Source organism: Labrys sp. Lb11, assembly GCF_057554225.1.
Window position 1 is genome coordinate 1 of the sequence record NZ_BAAJOT010000008.1, and the last position, 15,276, is coordinate 15,276.

General features: G+C 69.6%; 19 protein-coding genes and 1 tRNA gene. 13 read left to right on the plus strand and 7 right to left on the minus strand.

Annotation, left to right across the window (positions count from 1 at the left end):
* The 13 genes from AC27L4_RS27010 to AC27L4_RS27070 form a co-directional block, all read left to right on the plus strand.
* Window positions 1–753 (plus strand): DUF2303 family protein (locus AC27L4_RS27010; RefSeq protein ID WP_487145683.1); only part of this gene is annotated, 753 nt, incomplete at its 5' end.
* Window positions 754–816: 63 nt separating this feature from the next.
* Window positions 817–1,932, plus strand: a complete 1,116-nt coding sequence (gene dnaN / locus AC27L4_RS27015) for a DNA polymerase III subunit beta (protein ID WP_487145684.1) — start codon at window positions 817–819, stop codon at window positions 1,930–1,932.
* A gap of 2 nt (window positions 1,933–1,934) precedes the next feature.
* On the plus strand, window positions 1,935–2,252 hold the full coding sequence (locus AC27L4_RS27020; RefSeq protein WP_487145685.1) for a hypothetical protein: 318 nt from the start codon (window positions 1,935–1,937) through the stop codon (window positions 2,250–2,252).
* Window positions 2,249–2,677, plus strand: a complete 429-nt coding sequence (locus AC27L4_RS27025; RefSeq protein WP_487145686.1) for a hypothetical protein — start codon at window positions 2,249–2,251, stop codon at window positions 2,675–2,677. The genes AC27L4_RS27020 and AC27L4_RS27025 overlap by 4 nt, the downstream gene beginning before the upstream one ends.
* Complete coding sequence (locus tag AC27L4_RS27030) at window positions 2,674–3,186, plus strand: DUF1643 domain-containing protein (protein WP_487145687.1); 513 nt, start codon at window positions 2,674–2,676, stop codon at window positions 3,184–3,186. The genes AC27L4_RS27025 and AC27L4_RS27030 overlap by 4 nt, the downstream gene beginning before the upstream one ends.
* A complete protein-coding gene (locus AC27L4_RS27035) occupies window positions 3,183–3,725 on the plus strand; it encodes an ASCH domain-containing protein (protein ID WP_487145688.1) in 543 nt (180 codons plus the stop codon). The genes AC27L4_RS27030 and AC27L4_RS27035 overlap by 4 nt, the downstream gene beginning before the upstream one ends.
* A 21-nt stretch (window positions 3,726–3,746) precedes the next feature.
* Window positions 3,747–4,973 carry a DUF5131 family protein gene (locus AC27L4_RS27040; protein WP_487145689.1) on the plus strand — a complete coding sequence of 409 codons (1,227 nt, stop codon included), beginning with the start codon at window positions 3,747–3,749 and terminating at the stop codon, window positions 4,971–4,973.
* A complete protein-coding gene (gene ssb, locus AC27L4_RS27045; RefSeq protein ID WP_487145690.1) occupies window positions 4,970–5,431 on the plus strand; it encodes a single-stranded DNA-binding protein in 462 nt (153 codons plus the stop codon). Before AC27L4_RS27040 ends, ssb begins: the two co-directional genes overlap by 4 nt.
* Window positions 5,412–6,536, plus strand: coding sequence for a WYL domain-containing transcriptional factor (locus tag AC27L4_RS27050; protein ID WP_487145691.1), 1,125 nt, complete (start codon window positions 5,412–5,414; stop codon window positions 6,534–6,536). Before ssb ends, AC27L4_RS27050 begins: the two co-directional genes overlap by 20 nt.
* Complete coding sequence (locus tag AC27L4_RS27055; protein ID WP_487145692.1) at window positions 6,533–6,745, plus strand: hypothetical protein; 213 nt, start codon at window positions 6,533–6,535, stop codon at window positions 6,743–6,745. Before AC27L4_RS27050 ends, AC27L4_RS27055 begins: the two co-directional genes overlap by 4 nt.
* Window positions 6,738–7,193, plus strand: coding sequence for a DUF4326 domain-containing protein (locus AC27L4_RS27060; protein ID WP_487145694.1), 456 nt, complete (start codon window positions 6,738–6,740; stop codon window positions 7,191–7,193). The genes AC27L4_RS27055 and AC27L4_RS27060 overlap by 8 nt, the downstream gene beginning before the upstream one ends.
* Window positions 7,190–7,480, plus strand: coding sequence for a hypothetical protein (locus AC27L4_RS27065; RefSeq protein ID WP_487145695.1), 291 nt, complete (start codon window positions 7,190–7,192; stop codon window positions 7,478–7,480). Before AC27L4_RS27060 ends, AC27L4_RS27065 begins: the two co-directional genes overlap by 4 nt.
* A complete protein-coding gene (locus tag AC27L4_RS27070; protein WP_487145696.1) occupies window positions 7,452–8,705 on the plus strand; it encodes an integrase in 1,254 nt (417 codons plus the stop codon). Before AC27L4_RS27065 ends, AC27L4_RS27070 begins: the two co-directional genes overlap by 29 nt.
* A gap of 30 nt (window positions 8,706–8,735) precedes the next feature.
* Here AC27L4_RS27070 and AC27L4_RS27075 read toward each other — a convergent pair.
* The 7 genes from AC27L4_RS27075 to AC27L4_RS27105 form a co-directional block, all read right to left on the minus strand.
* Window positions 8,736–8,811: transfer RNA gene (locus tag AC27L4_RS27075), tRNA-Phe, on the minus strand.
* Between the two features lie 237 nt (window positions 8,812–9,048).
* Complete coding sequence (locus AC27L4_RS27080; RefSeq protein ID WP_487145698.1) at window positions 9,049–9,366, minus strand: hypothetical protein; 318 nt, start codon at window positions 9,364–9,366, stop codon at window positions 9,049–9,051.
* A 790-nt stretch (window positions 9,367–10,156) separates the two neighbouring features.
* Window positions 10,157–10,579 carry a nucleoside-diphosphate kinase gene (gene ndk / locus AC27L4_RS27085; protein WP_487145699.1) on the minus strand — a complete coding sequence of 141 codons (423 nt, stop codon included), beginning with the start codon at window positions 10,577–10,579 and terminating at the stop codon, window positions 10,157–10,159.
* 80 nt (window positions 10,580–10,659) lie between these two features.
* Window positions 10,660–11,253 carry an NAD(P)H-dependent oxidoreductase gene (locus tag AC27L4_RS27090; RefSeq protein WP_487145700.1) on the minus strand — a complete coding sequence of 198 codons (594 nt, stop codon included), beginning with the start codon at window positions 11,251–11,253 and terminating at the stop codon, window positions 10,660–10,662.
* A gap of 3 nt (window positions 11,254–11,256) precedes the next feature.
* Entirely contained in the window at window positions 11,257–12,960 is a 1,704-nt protein-coding gene (ade, locus tag AC27L4_RS27095; RefSeq protein ID WP_487145701.1) for an adenine deaminase, read from the minus strand.
* Between the two features lie 78 nt (window positions 12,961–13,038).
* Complete coding sequence (locus AC27L4_RS27100) at window positions 13,039–13,680, minus strand: thiamine ABC transporter ATP-binding protein (protein WP_487145702.1); 642 nt, start codon at window positions 13,678–13,680, stop codon at window positions 13,039–13,041.
* On the minus strand, window positions 13,664–15,259 hold the full coding sequence (locus tag AC27L4_RS27105) for an ABC transporter permease subunit (RefSeq protein ID WP_487145703.1): 1,596 nt from the start codon (window positions 15,257–15,259) through the stop codon (window positions 13,664–13,666). The genes AC27L4_RS27100 and AC27L4_RS27105 overlap by 17 nt, the downstream gene beginning before the upstream one ends.
* Window positions 15,260–15,276 lie beyond the last annotated feature (17 nt).

The window sequence follows — 15,276 nt, forward strand, 5'->3', positions numbered from 1 at the left end:
CGCGACCAGATCGAGGCCTACCGCACCGGCCCGGACCGCCGCCGCGGCAAGGCCATCGTCACGACCCTGGGCAGTTTCGTCGACCTGGTGAACCGGCACAAGAACGACGGCAGCGTCATCTTCGCCGAGACCAAATGGCCGAAGCCGACCCTGACGGCCGTGATCGACTATCACGACGCCGCCAATGCCGCGCGGCTGTGCGAGCACCGCATCATCTACCCCTTCCCGGTCACGCCCGAGCTCGTCGCCTGGATCGAGGGCAACGGCAAGCCGATGGAGCAGGTCGAATTCGCCCGCTTCCTCGAGGATCACGCGGCCGAGCTGGCAGCGCCGCTCGACGGCGAGAAGAGCGAGTATGAGCGCCTGTTCAAGGAGCGCTTCGCCACGCCCAACGAGCTGCTCGACCTCTCGCGCTACCTGGAGGTGTTCGTCAGCCACAAGGTGAAGAACGGCGCGCGCCTGCAGACCGGCGAGCGGACGATCGAGTTTACCGAGGAGCACACCAACGCCAAGGGCCAGCCGGTCGAAATCCCCGGCATCTTCATGGTGAGCGTGCCGGCCTTCCTCGACGGCGCCGCCGTGCGCATCCCGGCGCGGCTGCGCTACCGCATCGCCGGCGGCGGCATCAAGTGGCACTACCAGCTCTATCGCTGGGACTTCGAGCTGCGCGTCCAGGTGCAGAACGACATGGTCGACGCCGCCAAGCGCACCGCCCTGCCGGCCTTCGAGGGCACGCCGGAAATCGCCGGCTGACCGCCCGCCTCCCGCGCCGGCGGCAGCCGCCGGCGCATCCTCCCGCAGGACCGAGACCCCGCCATGAAGGTCACCCTCTCGCGCAGCCAGCTCTACAAGGCCCTCGGGCCGCTGGTGCGGATCGTGGAGCGCCGCAACACCATCCCGATCCTGTCCAACCTGGCGGTGTCGGCCGAGGGCGGCCGCTTCTCGATCATCGCCACCGACCTCGACATCGAGGCCGCGACCTCGATCGACGCCGAGGTCGGCCAACCCGGCGCCACCACCCTGCCGGCCAACACCCTCCACGACATCGTCCGGAAGCTGCCGGACGGGTCGCAGGTGATCCTCGAGGCCTCGGAGGACGGCACCCGCATGGCGCTGCGCTCCGGCCGCTCGCGCTTCACGCTGCAGACCCTGCCAGAGCGCGATTTCCCGCGGCTCGGCATCGGCGACCTGCCGCACAGCTTCGCCCTGCCGGCCGACCGGCTGCGCGAGTGGACGCAGGTGACCTTCGCCATCTCCACCGAGGAGACGCGCTACTACCTCAACGGCGTCTACCTGCACATCCACCAGGAGGCCGCCGCCGCGCGCCTGCGCAGCGTCACCACGGACGGGCACCGCCTGGTGCGCCTCGACATGCCGCTGCCCGACGGCGCCGCCGGCATGCCCGGCGTGATCGTCCCGCGCAAGACGGTGACCGAGGTGATCAAGCTGGCCGAGGCCAGCGAGGGCGACATCGTCATCGGCGTCTCCGCCGGCAAGATCCGCTTTGCGGCGCGTGACACCGTGCTGACCTCCAAGCTGGTCGACGGCACCTATCCCGACTATGCCCGCGTCATTCCGTCGGGCAACACCAAGATCGCCAGCTTCGACCGGGCGGCCCTGACCAGCGCCGTCGACCGGGTCACCGCGATCGGCGGCGAGCGCGGCCGGGCCGTGAAGATCGGGCTCGCCGACGGACGCTGCACCCTGTCGAGCCTCAACCCGGACATCGGCGACGCCACCGACGAGATCGACGCCGCCTACGACGCCGACCCGTTCGAGATCGGCTTCAACGGCCGCTATGTGGCCGACGTCCTCGGCGCCGTCGGCGGCGAGACGGTCGACGTCGCCCTCGGCGAGCCCAGCGCGCCGGTGACCTTCGCCTCGCCGACCCGGCCGGAGCTGCTGGTCGTGCTCATGCCGATGAGAGTGTGACGATGGACCCCGTCGAACTCTACGCGCTCGGACTGATCGGCGAGGAATGCGGCGAGATCGTCCAGCCCATCGGCAAGGCCCTGCGCTTCGGGCTCGACATGCCCGGCGTCAAGGACCCGCGCACCGGCCATGTCGACATGGACAACACGCCGCGTGCCGCGCTCGCGATCGAATGCGGCGACGTGCTCGCCGCCATCGAATACGCCACCCAGCGCGGCGTCATCGACGGCGCCGCCGTCCACGAGCGCTTCCACACCAAGCTCGCCCGCCTGCTGGACCCGGCGAGCCGCGACAATCTCGGCCGGAGGCTCGCGCCATGACTCAGACCTTCGTCTACGACGTCGTCAATCCATCCGACGCGATCACCTTCCGGGCGACGCCGGACGATGCTGCGGCGATCGCGCTTGTGCTTCGCGCCTCCTTTCTCTTCGTGGAGCCGCTCGGCGAGGCTCCCGCCATAGTCGACGGCGACGCCGCGGCGGCGATCCGCGAGGCGATCTGGTCCGATCCCGGCCGCCTGCGGTCCTACGCCGCCGCGTTCCGATCCTTCCGCATCGGCAGCCTGTCCGACCGGATGATGCTCGAGGACGCCGTGTCGCGCATGTCCGAGGCCGACGCCGCGGTCTACGAAGCGAAGTGGCACGACGAGCGCGGCACCTCGCTGAACGACATCTGCGCCAGGTGCTGGAAGGTCGCCGCCGCGATCGAGGCCGACGCCGACAAGATGGAGCGCGGCGAGCCGTGAGCGATTTCCTGACGACGCGCACGGCCGTGTTCTCGCCATGCGGCAGCTATCGCCTGCGGCTCGATCGCGACTATTGCCGGCCCGGCCCCGTGGCGGCCTTCCTCATGGTCAATCCATCGCGGGCCGGCCATGTCCTCGACGACCCGACCGTGGTCCGGATCGACGGTTTCGCTGCCCGGATGCGATTTTCGCGGACGATCATCGCCAACCTGTTCGCCTTCGTCGCGACGGACATCGACGGATTGCGCCACGCCGACGATCCCGTCGGCCCCGACAACGACGCTCATATCGAGAGCGTGCTGCGAGCGGCCACCGTCCACATCGCCGCCTGGGGCCCGCTCGCCAAGCTGCCGAAGCGGCTGCGCGGCCGGTGGCGGGAGGTCGCCGCCATCGCCGACCGGCTCGGCGTGCAACTGCAGTGCTTCGGCACCGCGGCAGACGGCCAGCCGCGCCACCCGCTGATGCTCTCCTACACCGCCCCGCTCATCGAATGGCAGAGGCCGTCATGAAAGCCATCACCATCTGGCAGCCTTGGGCGACGCTGATCATCCTCGGCCTCAAGCCCTACGAGTTCCGAGGCTGGGCCGCCCCGAAGTCGCTGCACGGCCAGAGGATCGGCATCCATGCCGGCGCCCGCAAGCCGGTCCGACGCGAGATCGTCGACCTGGTGCAGCGCCTGCGCGGCGACGATGCCTGGACCACCGGCCTGCGCCCCGAAGCGCTGCCCGTGCTCGAGGCAGCGCTGTCGGACCCGACGGTCCTGCCACTCTCCGCCCTGGTCGGCACGGCCGTGCTGCAGCCGCCGGTCCGCGCCTGGCAGATCGTCGGCGAGCTCGGCGGCGCCATCAACGACAGCGACCGGCACCATCACGCCAACTTCGCTTGGCCGCTGACCGGCATCCTGCAGCTGATCCCGCCTGTCGGCCCGATGTCCGGCGCGCAGGGCTTCTGGGACGCCGCGCCGTCCTGGCTCGACGGCCACGACCAGGTGCCGCCGCCGGCGACGCCAATCCAGGCGCAAGCGGCCATCCCCGGCGGCCTGTTCTGACGAACCTGAAGGATCCTATCCATGGCTGACAAGACCGGCATCGAGTGGACCGACGCCACCTGGAACCCGATCGTCGGCTGCACCATCGTTTCCCCCGGCTGCACCCATTGCTACGCCATGAGCATGGCGGCGCGAATCGAGCGGATGACGCCCGGCACGCATTATGCCGGCACGACCGCACCGTCGAAGGCCGGCCCGGTCTGGGCCGGCAAGGTCGCCCTGGCGCCCGAGCACATCCAGCGCCAGCCGCTGCGCTGGGCCAGGCCCCGGCGCATCTTCGTCAATTCCATGGGCGATCTGTTCCATGAGGACGTGCCCCTGGCCTGGATCGACGCCGTCTTCGCGGTCATGGCGCTCTGCCCGCAGCACACCTTCCAGGTGTTGACCAAGCGGTCGGCCGAGATGCTGGCCTACCTGACCGATGACCGCGTCGTGCGTCGCATCTACACCATCGCCAACGAGCTGCGTCTCGCCGTCGCGCCCGATCCGGACAAGCGGCCGACCGCGTTCAGCAGCTGGATGCGCGCCTCGGCCCTGGATACGGCCTGGCTGGCCGAGGACGGCGCCGCGGCGCAGCTCTTCCGCCGGGCGGAACCCGGCCGCGCCTACCCGACATGGGTCCGCTGGCCCCTCCCCAACGTCTGGCTCGGCGTCTCGGCCGAGGACCAGGCCCGGGCCGACCAGCGCGTGCCGGACCTGCTGGACGCGCCGGCGGCCGTGCGCTTCGTCTCGGCCGAGCCGCTGCTGGGGCCACTCGATCTCAGCCGGTATCTACGGCCGACCTGCGATCGGTGCGCACCGTGGGGAGTGCCGTGCCGGATCGGCTGCGGGAACTGCACGCGACTCGATTGGGTCATCGCTGGCCTCGAAAGCGGCCCGCGCGCCAGGCCGGGCCACCCGGATTGGGTCAGAACGATCCGCGATCACTGCACTGCGGCTCGCGCGCCCTTTTTTTTCAAACAATGGGGCGAGTGGCTGCCGTTCGGTCAATCCGGCTTCACGCATTGGTCTGCCGACACGACACGCGACGGCTCGTTGCGAGGCCGGAGCAAGGGCCTATGGCTCGGACACGCCCATTTCAACGACGGGGCTGGCGGCCCTGAAACAGAGGTGATTGGCCCGGTCGAAACGCTCAACGTACTCACCCCGGGCAAGGCATCGGCGACGCAGTGCGTGAGGATCGGCAAGCGTCGGGCCGGCCGCCTCCTCGACGGCGTCGAGCACAACGATCTCCCGAGGGCGGCATGAGCAGCGGCGTCAACAAGGTCATCCTGATCGGCCATCTCGGCCGCGATCCGGAAATCCGCACCACGAACACCAGCGCCCGGGTCGCCACCTTGTCGCTCGCGACCGGCGAGAGCTGGCGCGACAAGGCCACGGGCGAGCGGCGCGAGCGCACCGACTGGCACAAGGTCGTCATCTTCAACGAACCGCTGGTCAAGACCGCCGAGCAATACCTGCGCAAGGGCTCGCAGGTCTATCTCGAGGGCAAGCTGCAGACCCGCAAGTGGACCGACCAGGCCGGCGCCGAGCGCTACAGCACCGAGGTCGTGCTGCAGCAGTTCCGCGGCGAGCTCACCCTGCTCGACCGGGCCGAGCGGCCCGCCCCCTCGCCCGACGAATACGGCACCACCCGCACGCGCGACCCGGGCCCAGGCGAGGCGCCGGCGGCGACCGGAGGCTACGATGACGAAATCCCCTTCTGACGCCGACGGCACGGCGCTGACATTCATGTACCGCAACTGGCGCGGCGAGGTTTCCAGGCGGCGCGTCCTGCCGATCCGCGTCTATTTCGGTGCGACAGACTGGCACCCGGAGCCGCAATGGCTGATGGAGGCGACCGACCTCGACAAGGGTGAGGCCCGCGACTTCGCACTGCGGGATATCCAATTCGGCCCCGCCACCGTCGCCGACCTCACAGCCCGGCTCGCGGAGGCGGAGGAAGCCGCCAAGACTGAGAGCACGGACTATGCCGCCGACTTTATCTTCGGCGTCCTGGCGAAGGCGCTCGGGCTTGCGCAATGGGACCCGAAGGACGGCACCGAAACGTGGGACGGAGACGTAGCTGCCACGCTCTACGGCATCCTTCGTGACGCTGGGGCGATAGATCCAGGAACGGACGAGCCGGCGGCTAAACGCCTCGCCGCCGCTGAGGCCGAGGTAAAGCGGCTGCGGGAGGCGACTATCCCCCGAGATGTCCACGAGGCGCTCTGCGACAGCCAATATCGCGCCGGCGCTGGCGCAGGCTGGAACGCCGCGATGACGGAAGACCCCGCTGAGGCAGAAAGGCGCTTCGCCGAGCTTCGCAGGATCGAGCCGGGGGCGCTGGAACCAATCCTGCGGCGCAAAAACGCCCGCGCCGCCCTCTCCCAGCCGCCCGCCGTCGCCGCCCCGCCCGAGCCAGCGCGAGTAGCGGCATCGTTCCAGGACCGCGTCCAGCCCTGGATGATGGCGTGCTTCGGCGAGGCCATTTCCAACGACATGCTGGAACGCATGGACCGGTTCTGCGAGGAGGCTAACGAGCTCCTGCAATCGCTCGGGTATCCTCGGGAGCGTGCCCACGCGCTGGTCGACTACGTGCACGATCGACCCGCCGGCGATCCGCCGCAGGAGGTCGGCGGCGCGATGGTAACCCTCGCGGCCCTGTGTCTTGCCGCCGGCATGGATATGCATGCGGCGGGCGAAACAGAGCTGGCGCGCATCTGGACGAAGGTCGAAGCGATCCGCGCCAAGCAAGCCGCGAAGCCAACCGGCTCGGCGCTTCCGATCGCCATGGCGCTGCCTCCACCCCATGAGGGACGGCGGTCATGATCATGACGAAAGCCGAGATCAGGGACGGCCTGCTCGCCGGCCGGACATTGGTCCAGGAGGAATGGGCCGCGCCCGACGAGATCGCCGCCGTCGACGAGCTCGTCCGCGAGGGCATCGCGACCGCGACGCCATGGCAGTGGAAGGACGGCTATCAGTGCGAACGCCGGCGCGTCCAACGCGCTGGTCCGCAGGAGGCCGGCGATGCTTGAGCCCCTCCGCATCCAGCTCTCGCGCCGCGCCGGCGCCCGCCTGCCCCCCGAAACCATCAAGGTCGACCGCTCGACGCGCTGGGGCAACCCCTACCGCATCCGGCGCGACGCGGACGCGCCGGCGATCGCCCAATGGATGGTGTCGCAGGGCTCCTGCCACTGGGGCCCCTACGCCACCGCCGGGACCGCCGCGGCCGTGGCGATCGAGCTCTACCGCGCCGACCTGACCGTGCCCGGCCCGCACAACGCCCGCCGCCTCGACCCGGTGCCGACCCGCGCCGACATCGTCAAGACCCTCCGCGGCAAAAGCCTCGCCTGCTGGTGCAAGCTCTGTCCGGCCCACGCCGGCGGCAAGCCGTTCGGCGAGGATTGCCGCGCCTGCGCGCCCTGCCATGCCGACACGCTCGGTTTCGTCGCCAACGGGCCGATCTGCGAGGCGGTCCCATGAGCGGACATCGCAGCACCGCTTCTGCCCCCATCTCGTCACTGTATGCAACCGAGGCCGAGATCGCTCGCGCCATCCTCGGCGAACGCGCCAAGGACTGGCCGGCCATCGCCCAGGTCGAGGAGCGTCACGGCCTGCCTCGCATCGATCCTCTCTATGGCGGCCGCTACTGGCCGGCCGTACGGGCCTATCTCGACAAGCGCAACGGCCTCATCGACCATGCAGTGCCGGCCGCCGCCGACTCCGGAGAGAACTGGACCCATGCCACAAAGCGACGCGCCCGGCCTTAAGAAGATGCGCCGGCCCAGTGGCCGGATTGATTGCTACTGGGTCGCCGACGAGAAGCTGGTCAAGAAGGGCTATACGCCGAAAACGGTCAATCTCCACGGCGACATCACCGTGCCGATCGAGGCCGCGCTCATTGCATCCACCTGTCGACGGCTGCAGGCCGAGATGCTGAGCTGGGCCAGCGGCCAGACCTCAATACCCACCGTCCATGCCGTCGGCACGATCGGCTGGCTTTGCGAGACATTCGAGACGCATCAGGACAGCCCATACCGCGACAAGCGCCAGGCGACGCGCGACTTCTACGCGCGCTACCTCAGCGTCATCAAGCGCACCGTCGGCGATCGCCGGATCGACACCGTGAGTGGCGTCGATATCAGGCGCTGGCACAAGAACTGGAAAGAAAAGACCGTGCGCGGCGCCTATGGCTGCATTCAGACCCTGCGGCGCGCCGTCTCGTTCGGAGTCGAGCTCCCCGGCAACACCGCGAGCCTTAGGCTGGCGGCAGTGCTGCGCGAGATGCGTTTCGAGACCCCGAAGCGGCGAAAGGAACGTGTCACCTATGACCAGATGGTCGCGTTCCGTGCGAAGGCGCATGAACTCGATGAACCGGCGATGGCCCTTGCCATGACGCTGCAATTCGACCTGATGATCCGCCAGAAGGACGTGATCGGCGAGTGGCTACGCCTTGCCTCCGACGAGAGGGCCGAAGGCGCGATCGCCATCAACGGCAAGATATGGCACTGGGGCCTGACCTGGTCGCACATCAGTCCGAAATGGCAGCTGGTCAAGCCGACCTCAAAGTCGAACGGCGAGGAAAACGCCGAGCACGACCTCACCCTCCTGCCGGACGCGCTGGCCGAACTGCAGAAAATTCCGCCGGAACGGCGCGTCGGGCCGGTCGTCATCAATCCGGCCACAGGCATGCCCTACACGCCGTCGCACTTTTCCCGCAAGTTCCGGACGATCGCGACGGCCGCCGGGCTGCCGACCAAGCTATGGAACATGGACAGCCGGGCCGGTGGCGTGACCGAGGCTCTCAACGCCGGGGCCGGAGCTGTCGAGGTGATGAACGCCGCGACCCACACCGAGATGACGACCACGCTGGATTATGATCGCGATCGGATGACCAAGACGCGGAAAGTCGCGAAGCTACGGGTTGCGAGCCGGAACACGACAGGAACCGGGCACGGTAACAGCCACGGTAACAAGCCGCCTCGCAAAGGCTGAAAATCGCTAGCTAAGTCATTAAAAAATAAGTGGTGCCTAGGGGCGGAATCGAACCACCGACACTGCGATTTTCAGTCGCATGCTCTACCAACTGAGCTACCTAGGCCCGGGGCCGAAACCCTGCGGTTCCGACCGGAGACGCGGGCTTATAGCGACGCCTGCCGGGCCTGTCCAGCACCCAATGTGACTTTATGACGAAGTCCGGCGGAAACTGCTGTTTTCGCGACCAAGGCCCGGAAAAGTCCCGGCCAGCATCGAAGGCGTGGGGCTCCCGCCCGGGCAATGAAGGCCGAATCGGGGGAGCCGGCGCGAATCCGTGCGCGCCGGCCTCCCATGTTGAAACTCACCGCTGGTAGTCCGGGATCTCGTTGCTGCGCGGAGAAATGCCCCTGCGGTAGATATGCTGGCTGCCGGTCGCGTTGGCCGGCCGCGGCACGCCGACGGAAACCGAACCGAAGGGCGGGGCTTCCAGAACCTCGTTGCTCCGCGGCGAGATACGGCGATAGGAATGGCCAGGCCCCGTCACCCTCTGCGGAGCCGCGTGGTAGCCGGGCCAGACCTGTACGTCGCGGAAGTCCGGCGGATTGCCGTCGGCCAACGCCGTGGACATCGAAACCGCGAGTCCCGCCGTGGCGAGAGCGGCGATCAGCATCGTCTTCATGGCTTTCTCCCTTGCTTGCAGGCAACCGGGAGGCGCCCGCTCCCCTGATATCGGATGATTCCGATCGTGCTTCAATTACGAGACCAATAGTCTCGTAATAAAATAATCGTGAGGCATGGCGCCGCCTCCGCACGGGATGCGGCGGCGTTCGCCGGTGTCGGGCCGGCAGATATCCCGCCGCGCACCGCACCACGGACACGGCGCCGTCGGACGCGATCGCCGCCTCGCATGGCCGATCAGGGAAAGCCGGCCGTGCCCTCCGGCACGCCTGGGATCGGCGATTCGCTCTCGGCATCCCCCTGCCGAGCACCGTGACCGACCATCGCCGACGCCGGCCGGCAGCCGTCGGCACGTCGTGACGATCGGTCTCATGCCCAGCCGGCCGCCCCCCGCGACGGCAGGCTGGGCCAGCGCCCTCCTGCCGCGACGCCCTGCGGGTGATGGCCGGCTGCAGCCACGGCCGGCAACGGCGACACGCCTCGGGCTGCGGCAAGCGCGAAGGCGATCAGAGCTTGGGTGACCGCTGCCCCGGTCCTGGCGGAAGACCGAGATCGCCGTTCCCCGGGAGGCCAACGCCTCCAGCGTCAGGCAACGACAAGATCGAAGGCGGCTCCATGATAAAACGATACGTTTTGTATTAAATATTCGCGAGGACAAGCTCGTCGTCCCGCGGCGATCCGATCCGCAAAGCCGGACCGGCCGTCCCGCCCCTCCGATGTGCGAAAGGCAGGCCTGAGCCTGCCTTTCGAGCAAATACCGTGTTTTCGGCCGTCCGATGCGCGATGGCGCCTCAGCCGACGATCTCGTTGCCCGAGAAGAACTGGGCGATCTCGATCTTGGCGGTCTCCGGCGCGTCCGAGCCATGCACCGAGTTCTCGCCGACCGACAGGGCATAGAGCTTGCGGATGGTGCCCTCGGCCGCGTTGGCGGGGTTGGTGGCGCCCATGACCTCGCGATAGCGGGCGATGGCGCCCTCGCCTTCCAGGACCTGCACCACCACCGGGGCCGAAATCATGAAGCTGACCAGTTCGCCGAAGAAGGGACGTTCCTTGTGGACGGCGTAGAAGGTCTCGGCCTGCTCCTGCGTCATGCGGATGCGCTTCTGCGCGACGATGCGCAGGCCCGCCTTCTCGATGACGGCGTTGACGGCGCCGGTGAGGTTGCGGTTGGTCGCGTCGGGCTTGATGATCGAAAAGGTGCGCTCGAGAGCCATGGTCATCCTGGTCGGCTGGGTGGAAGGTCGCGCGGCTTATATCGGCGCGCCGCCGAGGCATCAAGGGCCGCCCGCAATGGTCAGGCGACCAGCGAGAGCTTCTTGCGCACTTTCGCCAGGAAATGGCCGCGCCGGGCGTCCGACACGGTGTCGAGGTTGTGCAGCGCCAGCCAGAGCGTGCGGCAGCGAGGCGCGCACAGCACCTTGAGGCCGCGCAGGATGATGTTGCGGCCGGGCTGCTTCATGTAGATCGTCCACCACCACCAGGGCGAGCCGAGCGTCGTCACCGCCGCCAGGAAGCGGATATGCGTCAGCACGCCGCCGATCGGCTTGTTCTCCTCGGGCATGGTGAACGTGGCAAAGGGGATCCAGACCCGCTCCAGCCAACCCTTGAGCATGGCGGGCGGTCCGTACCACCAGGTGGGGTAGACGAAGACCAGGCCCTCGCACCAGCGCAGCGCCGCCAGGTGGTCGGCCACCGGCTTCTCGTTGTCGCCGGGCGTGTGGTAGCCGCGCCGCTCCTCGGCCGACATCACCGGCTGGAAGCCCATGGCATAGAGGTCGAGCACGCGGGTCTCGTGTCCGGCCTCGGCGAGGCCCGCCAGCGCCGCGTCGCGCACCGCGGCGGCATAGCTCTCGGCGCAGGGATGGCAATAGACTAGGAGGACGCGCATGCCTCACGCCTCGATCAGCGCGAAGCGGTCGACATCGACCATTCCCATGTCCGAGATCTTGAGGTGCGGGATCACCGGCAGCGGCAGGAAGGCGACCTGCAGGAAGGGCTCGGGCAGCGTCACGCCCAGGCCCTTGGCGGCGGCGCGCAGCGGCATCAGCGCGTCGCGCACCGCCTCGAAGCTCATCAGGCTCATCAGCCCGGCAACCGGCAGCGCCACCTCGGCCAGCACCCTGCCGCCCTCGGCGACGACGAAGCCGCCGCCGATCTCGCCGAGCCGGTTGCAGGCCAGCGCCATGTCGGCCTCGTCGGCGCCGACCACGGTGATGTTGTGGCTGTCATGGCCGACCGAGGAGGCGATCGCGCCGCGCTTCAGGCCGAAGCCCCGGACGAAGCCGACGCCGACATTGCCGTTGACGCCGTGGCGCTCGACCACCGCCACCTTGACCACATCCTGGCCGAGGTCGATGCGCCGCTCGCCGCCGGCGAAGGGCAGCGCCAGGGTGAGGTGCTCGGTGATGATCTTGCCGGGAACGACGCCGATCACCGGCGTGCTCGGGCCGGAGCCCGGCGCGCGGAACTGCGCCGCCTCCACGCGCCGCGCCCGCATCGAGGTGAGCCCGACCGGAGCCACCGTGCCGCGCGCCGCGAACAGAGCCTCGTCGACGGGCCGGCCGGCCGAAATCACGGTCTGGACGTCGCAGCCGGCGAGATCGCCGACCAGCACGATGTCGGCCCGGCGGCCGGGGGCGATCATGCCGCGGTCGCGAAGGCCGAAGGCGGTGGCCGCCGACAGCGTCGCGATGCGGTAGACCGCGAGCGGCGGCGCGCCGAGCGCGATGGCGGTGCGGATGATGAAGTCGAGATGACCTTCCTCGGCAATGTCGAGCGGGTTGCGGTCATCGGTGCAGAAGGCGAGATAGGGCGAGGTCTCGATCGAGATGATCTCGGCCAGGGCATGCAGGTCCTTCGACACCGAGCCCTCGCGGATCAGGATGGTCATGCCCTTGGCCAGCTTCTCGCGCGCCTCGGCGGCGGTGGTGGTCTCGTGGTCGGTGCGGATGGTCGCGGCGAGATAGGCGTTCAGGTCCAAGCCACGCAGCAGCGGTGCATGGCCGTCGATATGGCCGCCCTGGAACAGCAGGAGCTTCTCCAGGCAGCCCGGATCGCCGTGGATCACGCCGGGAAAGTTCATGAACTCGGCAAGGCCGATGACCTTGTCATGGCCGATGAAGGGCTTCAGGTCGGCCGCCTCCAGCCGGGCGCCGGCGGTTTCCAGATGGGTGGCGGGCACGCAACTGGAGAGCTGGACCCGAAGATCGAGGGCAGTGTGGGCGGCGCTGTCGAGGAAGTAGCGGATCCCCTCGGCGCCGACGACGTTGGCGATCTCGTGCGGGTCGCAGATCGCCGTGGTGACGCCGTGGCTGAGGACGCAGCGGTCGAACTCGGCCGGGGTGACGAGCGAGGATTCCACGTGCAGGTGGGTGTCGATGAAGCCGGGCACGGCGATCAGGCCTCGCGCCTCGATCTCCCGCCGACCGCGATATTCGCCATAGGTCCCGACGATGCGGTCGCCGCAGACGGCGATGTCGGTCGGCACCAGCGCGCCGGTGACCAGGTCGTAGAGCCGGGCCCCCTTGACGACGAGGTCGGCCGGCTCGGCTCCCCTCCCCTGCGCAATCATTCGAGAGAGGTCGCTGGCCTGCATGGGAGTCGCTCCGCCATTCACGGCGCGAAGGTCGGACGAATTGCGCCCGCGGGCAAGAGGCAGTCGCGGCGTCCGACTTCAGCCGACCCGTCCGACGATGCGGCCGTCCTCGACCAGCAGCACCCCGTCCGCCACGCCGTCCACGTCCTCGGGCGTGTGGGTGGTCATCAGCACGGCGAGGCTCTTTTCTCGCCTGAGCCCGTCGATCAGCGCCACCATGTCGCGGCGCAAGGCCGGGTCGAGGCCGGACAGCGGCTCGTCGAGCAGCAGCACCGGCCGGGTCGTCAGCAGCGCGCGGGCCAGGGCGACGCGCTGGCGCTGGCCGCCGGAGAGCTCGGAGGGCAGCCTTGCCCCGAAGCCGGCGAGGCCGACCCGCTCCAGCGCCTCGGCGATGCCGGCATGGTCCCTCGCCGTCAGGCGCAGCGACGGCGACAGGGCAAGGCCGGCATTGGCGGCGGCGGTCAGGCCCGGCAGCAGGTTGTGCTCCTGGAAGACGATGGCGACCGGCCGCTGCGCCGGCTTGAGCGGCAGGAGGTCGCGGCCGTCGAAGGTCAGCGCGCCGCTCTCCACCGTCTCGAAGCCGGCGATGCCGTTGAGCAGGGTCGACTTGCCGCCGCCGGACGGGCCGACCATGGCGACGAGCGCCCCCCGCGGCACGTCGAGGTCATAGCGGCCGACCCAGTCCTCGTAGCGGAAGGTGAGATCACGCGCGGCGAGCATGGGCCTTCTTTCCCAACCAGTCGGCCAAGAGGAACAGCGCCAGCACCAGGCCGGCGAGCAGCGCGGCCACGGCCTCCGCGTCGGCGACGCGATAGGCGCCGAGCTTCTCGTAGAGCAGGGCCGGCAGGGTGACCAGGGCGTCGGAACCGAACAGCGTGACGACGCCGAGGTCGCCGAGCGACAGCGCCATGGCATAGGCAAAGGCAGCGCCGGCGGAGGCGGCGGCGAGCGGCGCCTCGATCAGGCGCAGCCGGGCGAGCCCCCCCATGCCCAGCGTCGCCGCCAGACGGCCGTAACGCTCGGCCGCCAGCAGCAGCGGCGGCTCGACCAGGCGATGCACGAAGGGCAGCGCCATCATGGCGTTGACCAGGATCATGGTCGGGACGGCAATGCGCGCGGGGTCCCCGACCTCCCGCGCCAGCAGGAACAGGCCCGCGGCGAAGGCGAGCGGCGGGATCGCCACGATCAGCAGCGGCGCCACGGTGACGAGCCCGGCGAGGCGCCGGGCGCCGCGGCCGGAGAACTCGGCCCGCGCCCGGGCCAGCGCCACGGCCGCGGCGAGAGCGAGCAGAGCGGCCGGCAGGGCGACGCAAAGGCTGGTGGCGAGCGCCGCCAGCGCCTGGGAGCCGAGAGCGCCGAACATGGCGCGCCCGCTCCAGGCCACGGCGAGGAGCGGCGGCAGGATCAGGGCGAAGGCGGCGGCCAGGATCGCCCCGTCGGCGAGGCGCAGGCCGAGCCCCTCGCGGTCTGGCCGCTCCACCGGCCGGCCGGCGGCGGCGGTCTCGGGCGGGCGGATCAGCAAGGGCGTCGCGGCGAGGACCAGCGCCGTCATCGCGCCGATCTGCAGCACGGAAAGCAGCGCCGCCCGGCCGAAATCGACATCGAAGCGCAGCGCCTCGAAGATCGCCACCTCGAAGGTCGCCGCGCCCGGCCCTCCCCCCAGCGCCAGCGGAATGGCGAAGCTCGTGGCGCAGGCGATGAAGATCAGGAGGCCGAGCGCCGGTGTCTCGCGCCGCAGGATCGGCAGGTCGATCCGGCGGAACACCGCCGCCGCCGGCATGCCGAGCATGGCCGCGAGCCGCCAATGCTCGCCCGGCACCGCCTCGATCGCGGCGAGATAGACCCGCGTGGCGAAGGCCGCGTTGAAGAAGACGTGGGCGAGCAGGATGCCCCCGAGCCCGTAGATGGAGAAGCGCGGCAGTCCGAGCGCCGCCAGGCCGTCATTGACCAGGCCGGCGCGGCCGAAGACGGCGGTGACGGCGAAGACCAGCACGATCGCCGGCAGCGCCGTCGACACGCCGAGCAGGGACAGGAAGACGCCGCGCCCGACAAAACGCCGCCGCGCCAGCGCCAGCGCCAGCAGCGCCCCCGCGGCGAGCGAAAACAGCATAGACAGCCCGGCCTGGAGGACTGTGAACCAGGCGATCGCGGCGAGGTAGCCGAGATTGGCCCGGACGATGCCCGAGCCGGGCGCGACCAGGATCAGCCCGCCGAGCGAAGCGGCGACGAGCACGGCCAGGACGCCGAGGATAGCGAGGCCGGGGCTCACGAGGCGGTCGGCCGATCCAGCAGTACGCATGCAGCGCGCTTCCCCTC

Bases quoted from the DNA above. Each gene is read 5' to 3' on its own strand.
- dnaN (WP_487145684.1), top strand. From the start codon at position 817: ATGAAGGTCACCCTCTCGCGCAGCCAGCTCTACAAGGCCCTCGGGCCG.
- AC27L4_RS27020 (WP_487145685.1), top strand. From the start codon at position 1,935: ATGGACCCCGTCGAACTCTACGCGCTCGGACTGATCGGCGAGGAATGC.
- AC27L4_RS27025 (WP_487145686.1), top strand. From the start codon at position 2,249: ATGACTCAGACCTTCGTCTACGACGTCGTCAATCCATCCGACGCGATC.
- AC27L4_RS27035 (WP_487145688.1), top strand. From the start codon at position 3,183: ATGAAAGCCATCACCATCTGGCAGCCTTGGGCGACGCTGATCATCCTC.
- AC27L4_RS27040 (WP_487145689.1), top strand. From the start codon at position 3,747: ATGGCTGACAAGACCGGCATCGAGTGGACCGACGCCACCTGGAACCCG.
- ssb (WP_487145690.1), top strand. From the start codon at position 4,970: ATGAGCAGCGGCGTCAACAAGGTCATCCTGATCGGCCATCTCGGCCGC.
- AC27L4_RS27050 (WP_487145691.1), top strand. From the start codon at position 5,412: ATGACGAAATCCCCTTCTGACGCCGACGGCACGGCGCTGACATTCATG.
- AC27L4_RS27055 (WP_487145692.1), top strand. From the start codon at position 6,533: ATGATCATGACGAAAGCCGAGATCAGGGACGGCCTGCTCGCCGGCCGG.
- AC27L4_RS27060 (WP_487145694.1), top strand. From the start codon at position 6,738: ATGCTTGAGCCCCTCCGCATCCAGCTCTCGCGCCGCGCCGGCGCCCGC.
- AC27L4_RS27065 (WP_487145695.1), top strand. From the start codon at position 7,190: ATGAGCGGACATCGCAGCACCGCTTCTGCCCCCATCTCGTCACTGTAT.
- AC27L4_RS27070 (WP_487145696.1), top strand. From the start codon at position 7,452: ATGCCACAAAGCGACGCGCCCGGCCTTAAGAAGATGCGCCGGCCCAGT.
- AC27L4_RS27080 (WP_487145698.1), bottom strand. From the start codon at position 9,366: ATGAAGACGATGCTGATCGCCGCTCTCGCCACGGCGGGACTCGCGGTT.
- ndk (WP_487145699.1), bottom strand. From the start codon at position 10,579: ATGGCTCTCGAGCGCACCTTTTCGATCATCAAGCCCGACGCGACCAAC.
- AC27L4_RS27090 (WP_487145700.1), bottom strand. From the start codon at position 11,253: ATGCGCGTCCTCCTAGTCTATTGCCATCCCTGCGCCGAGAGCTATGCC.
- ade (WP_487145701.1), bottom strand. From the start codon at position 12,960: ATGCAGGCCAGCGACCTCTCTCGAATGATTGCGCAGGGGAGGGGAGCC.
- AC27L4_RS27100 (WP_487145702.1), bottom strand. From the start codon at position 13,680: ATGCTCGCCGCGCGTGATCTCACCTTCCGCTACGAGGACTGGGTCGGC.
- AC27L4_RS27105 (WP_487145703.1), bottom strand. From the start codon at position 15,259: ATGCGTACTGCTGGATCGGCCGACCGCCTCGTGAGCCCCGGCCTCGCT.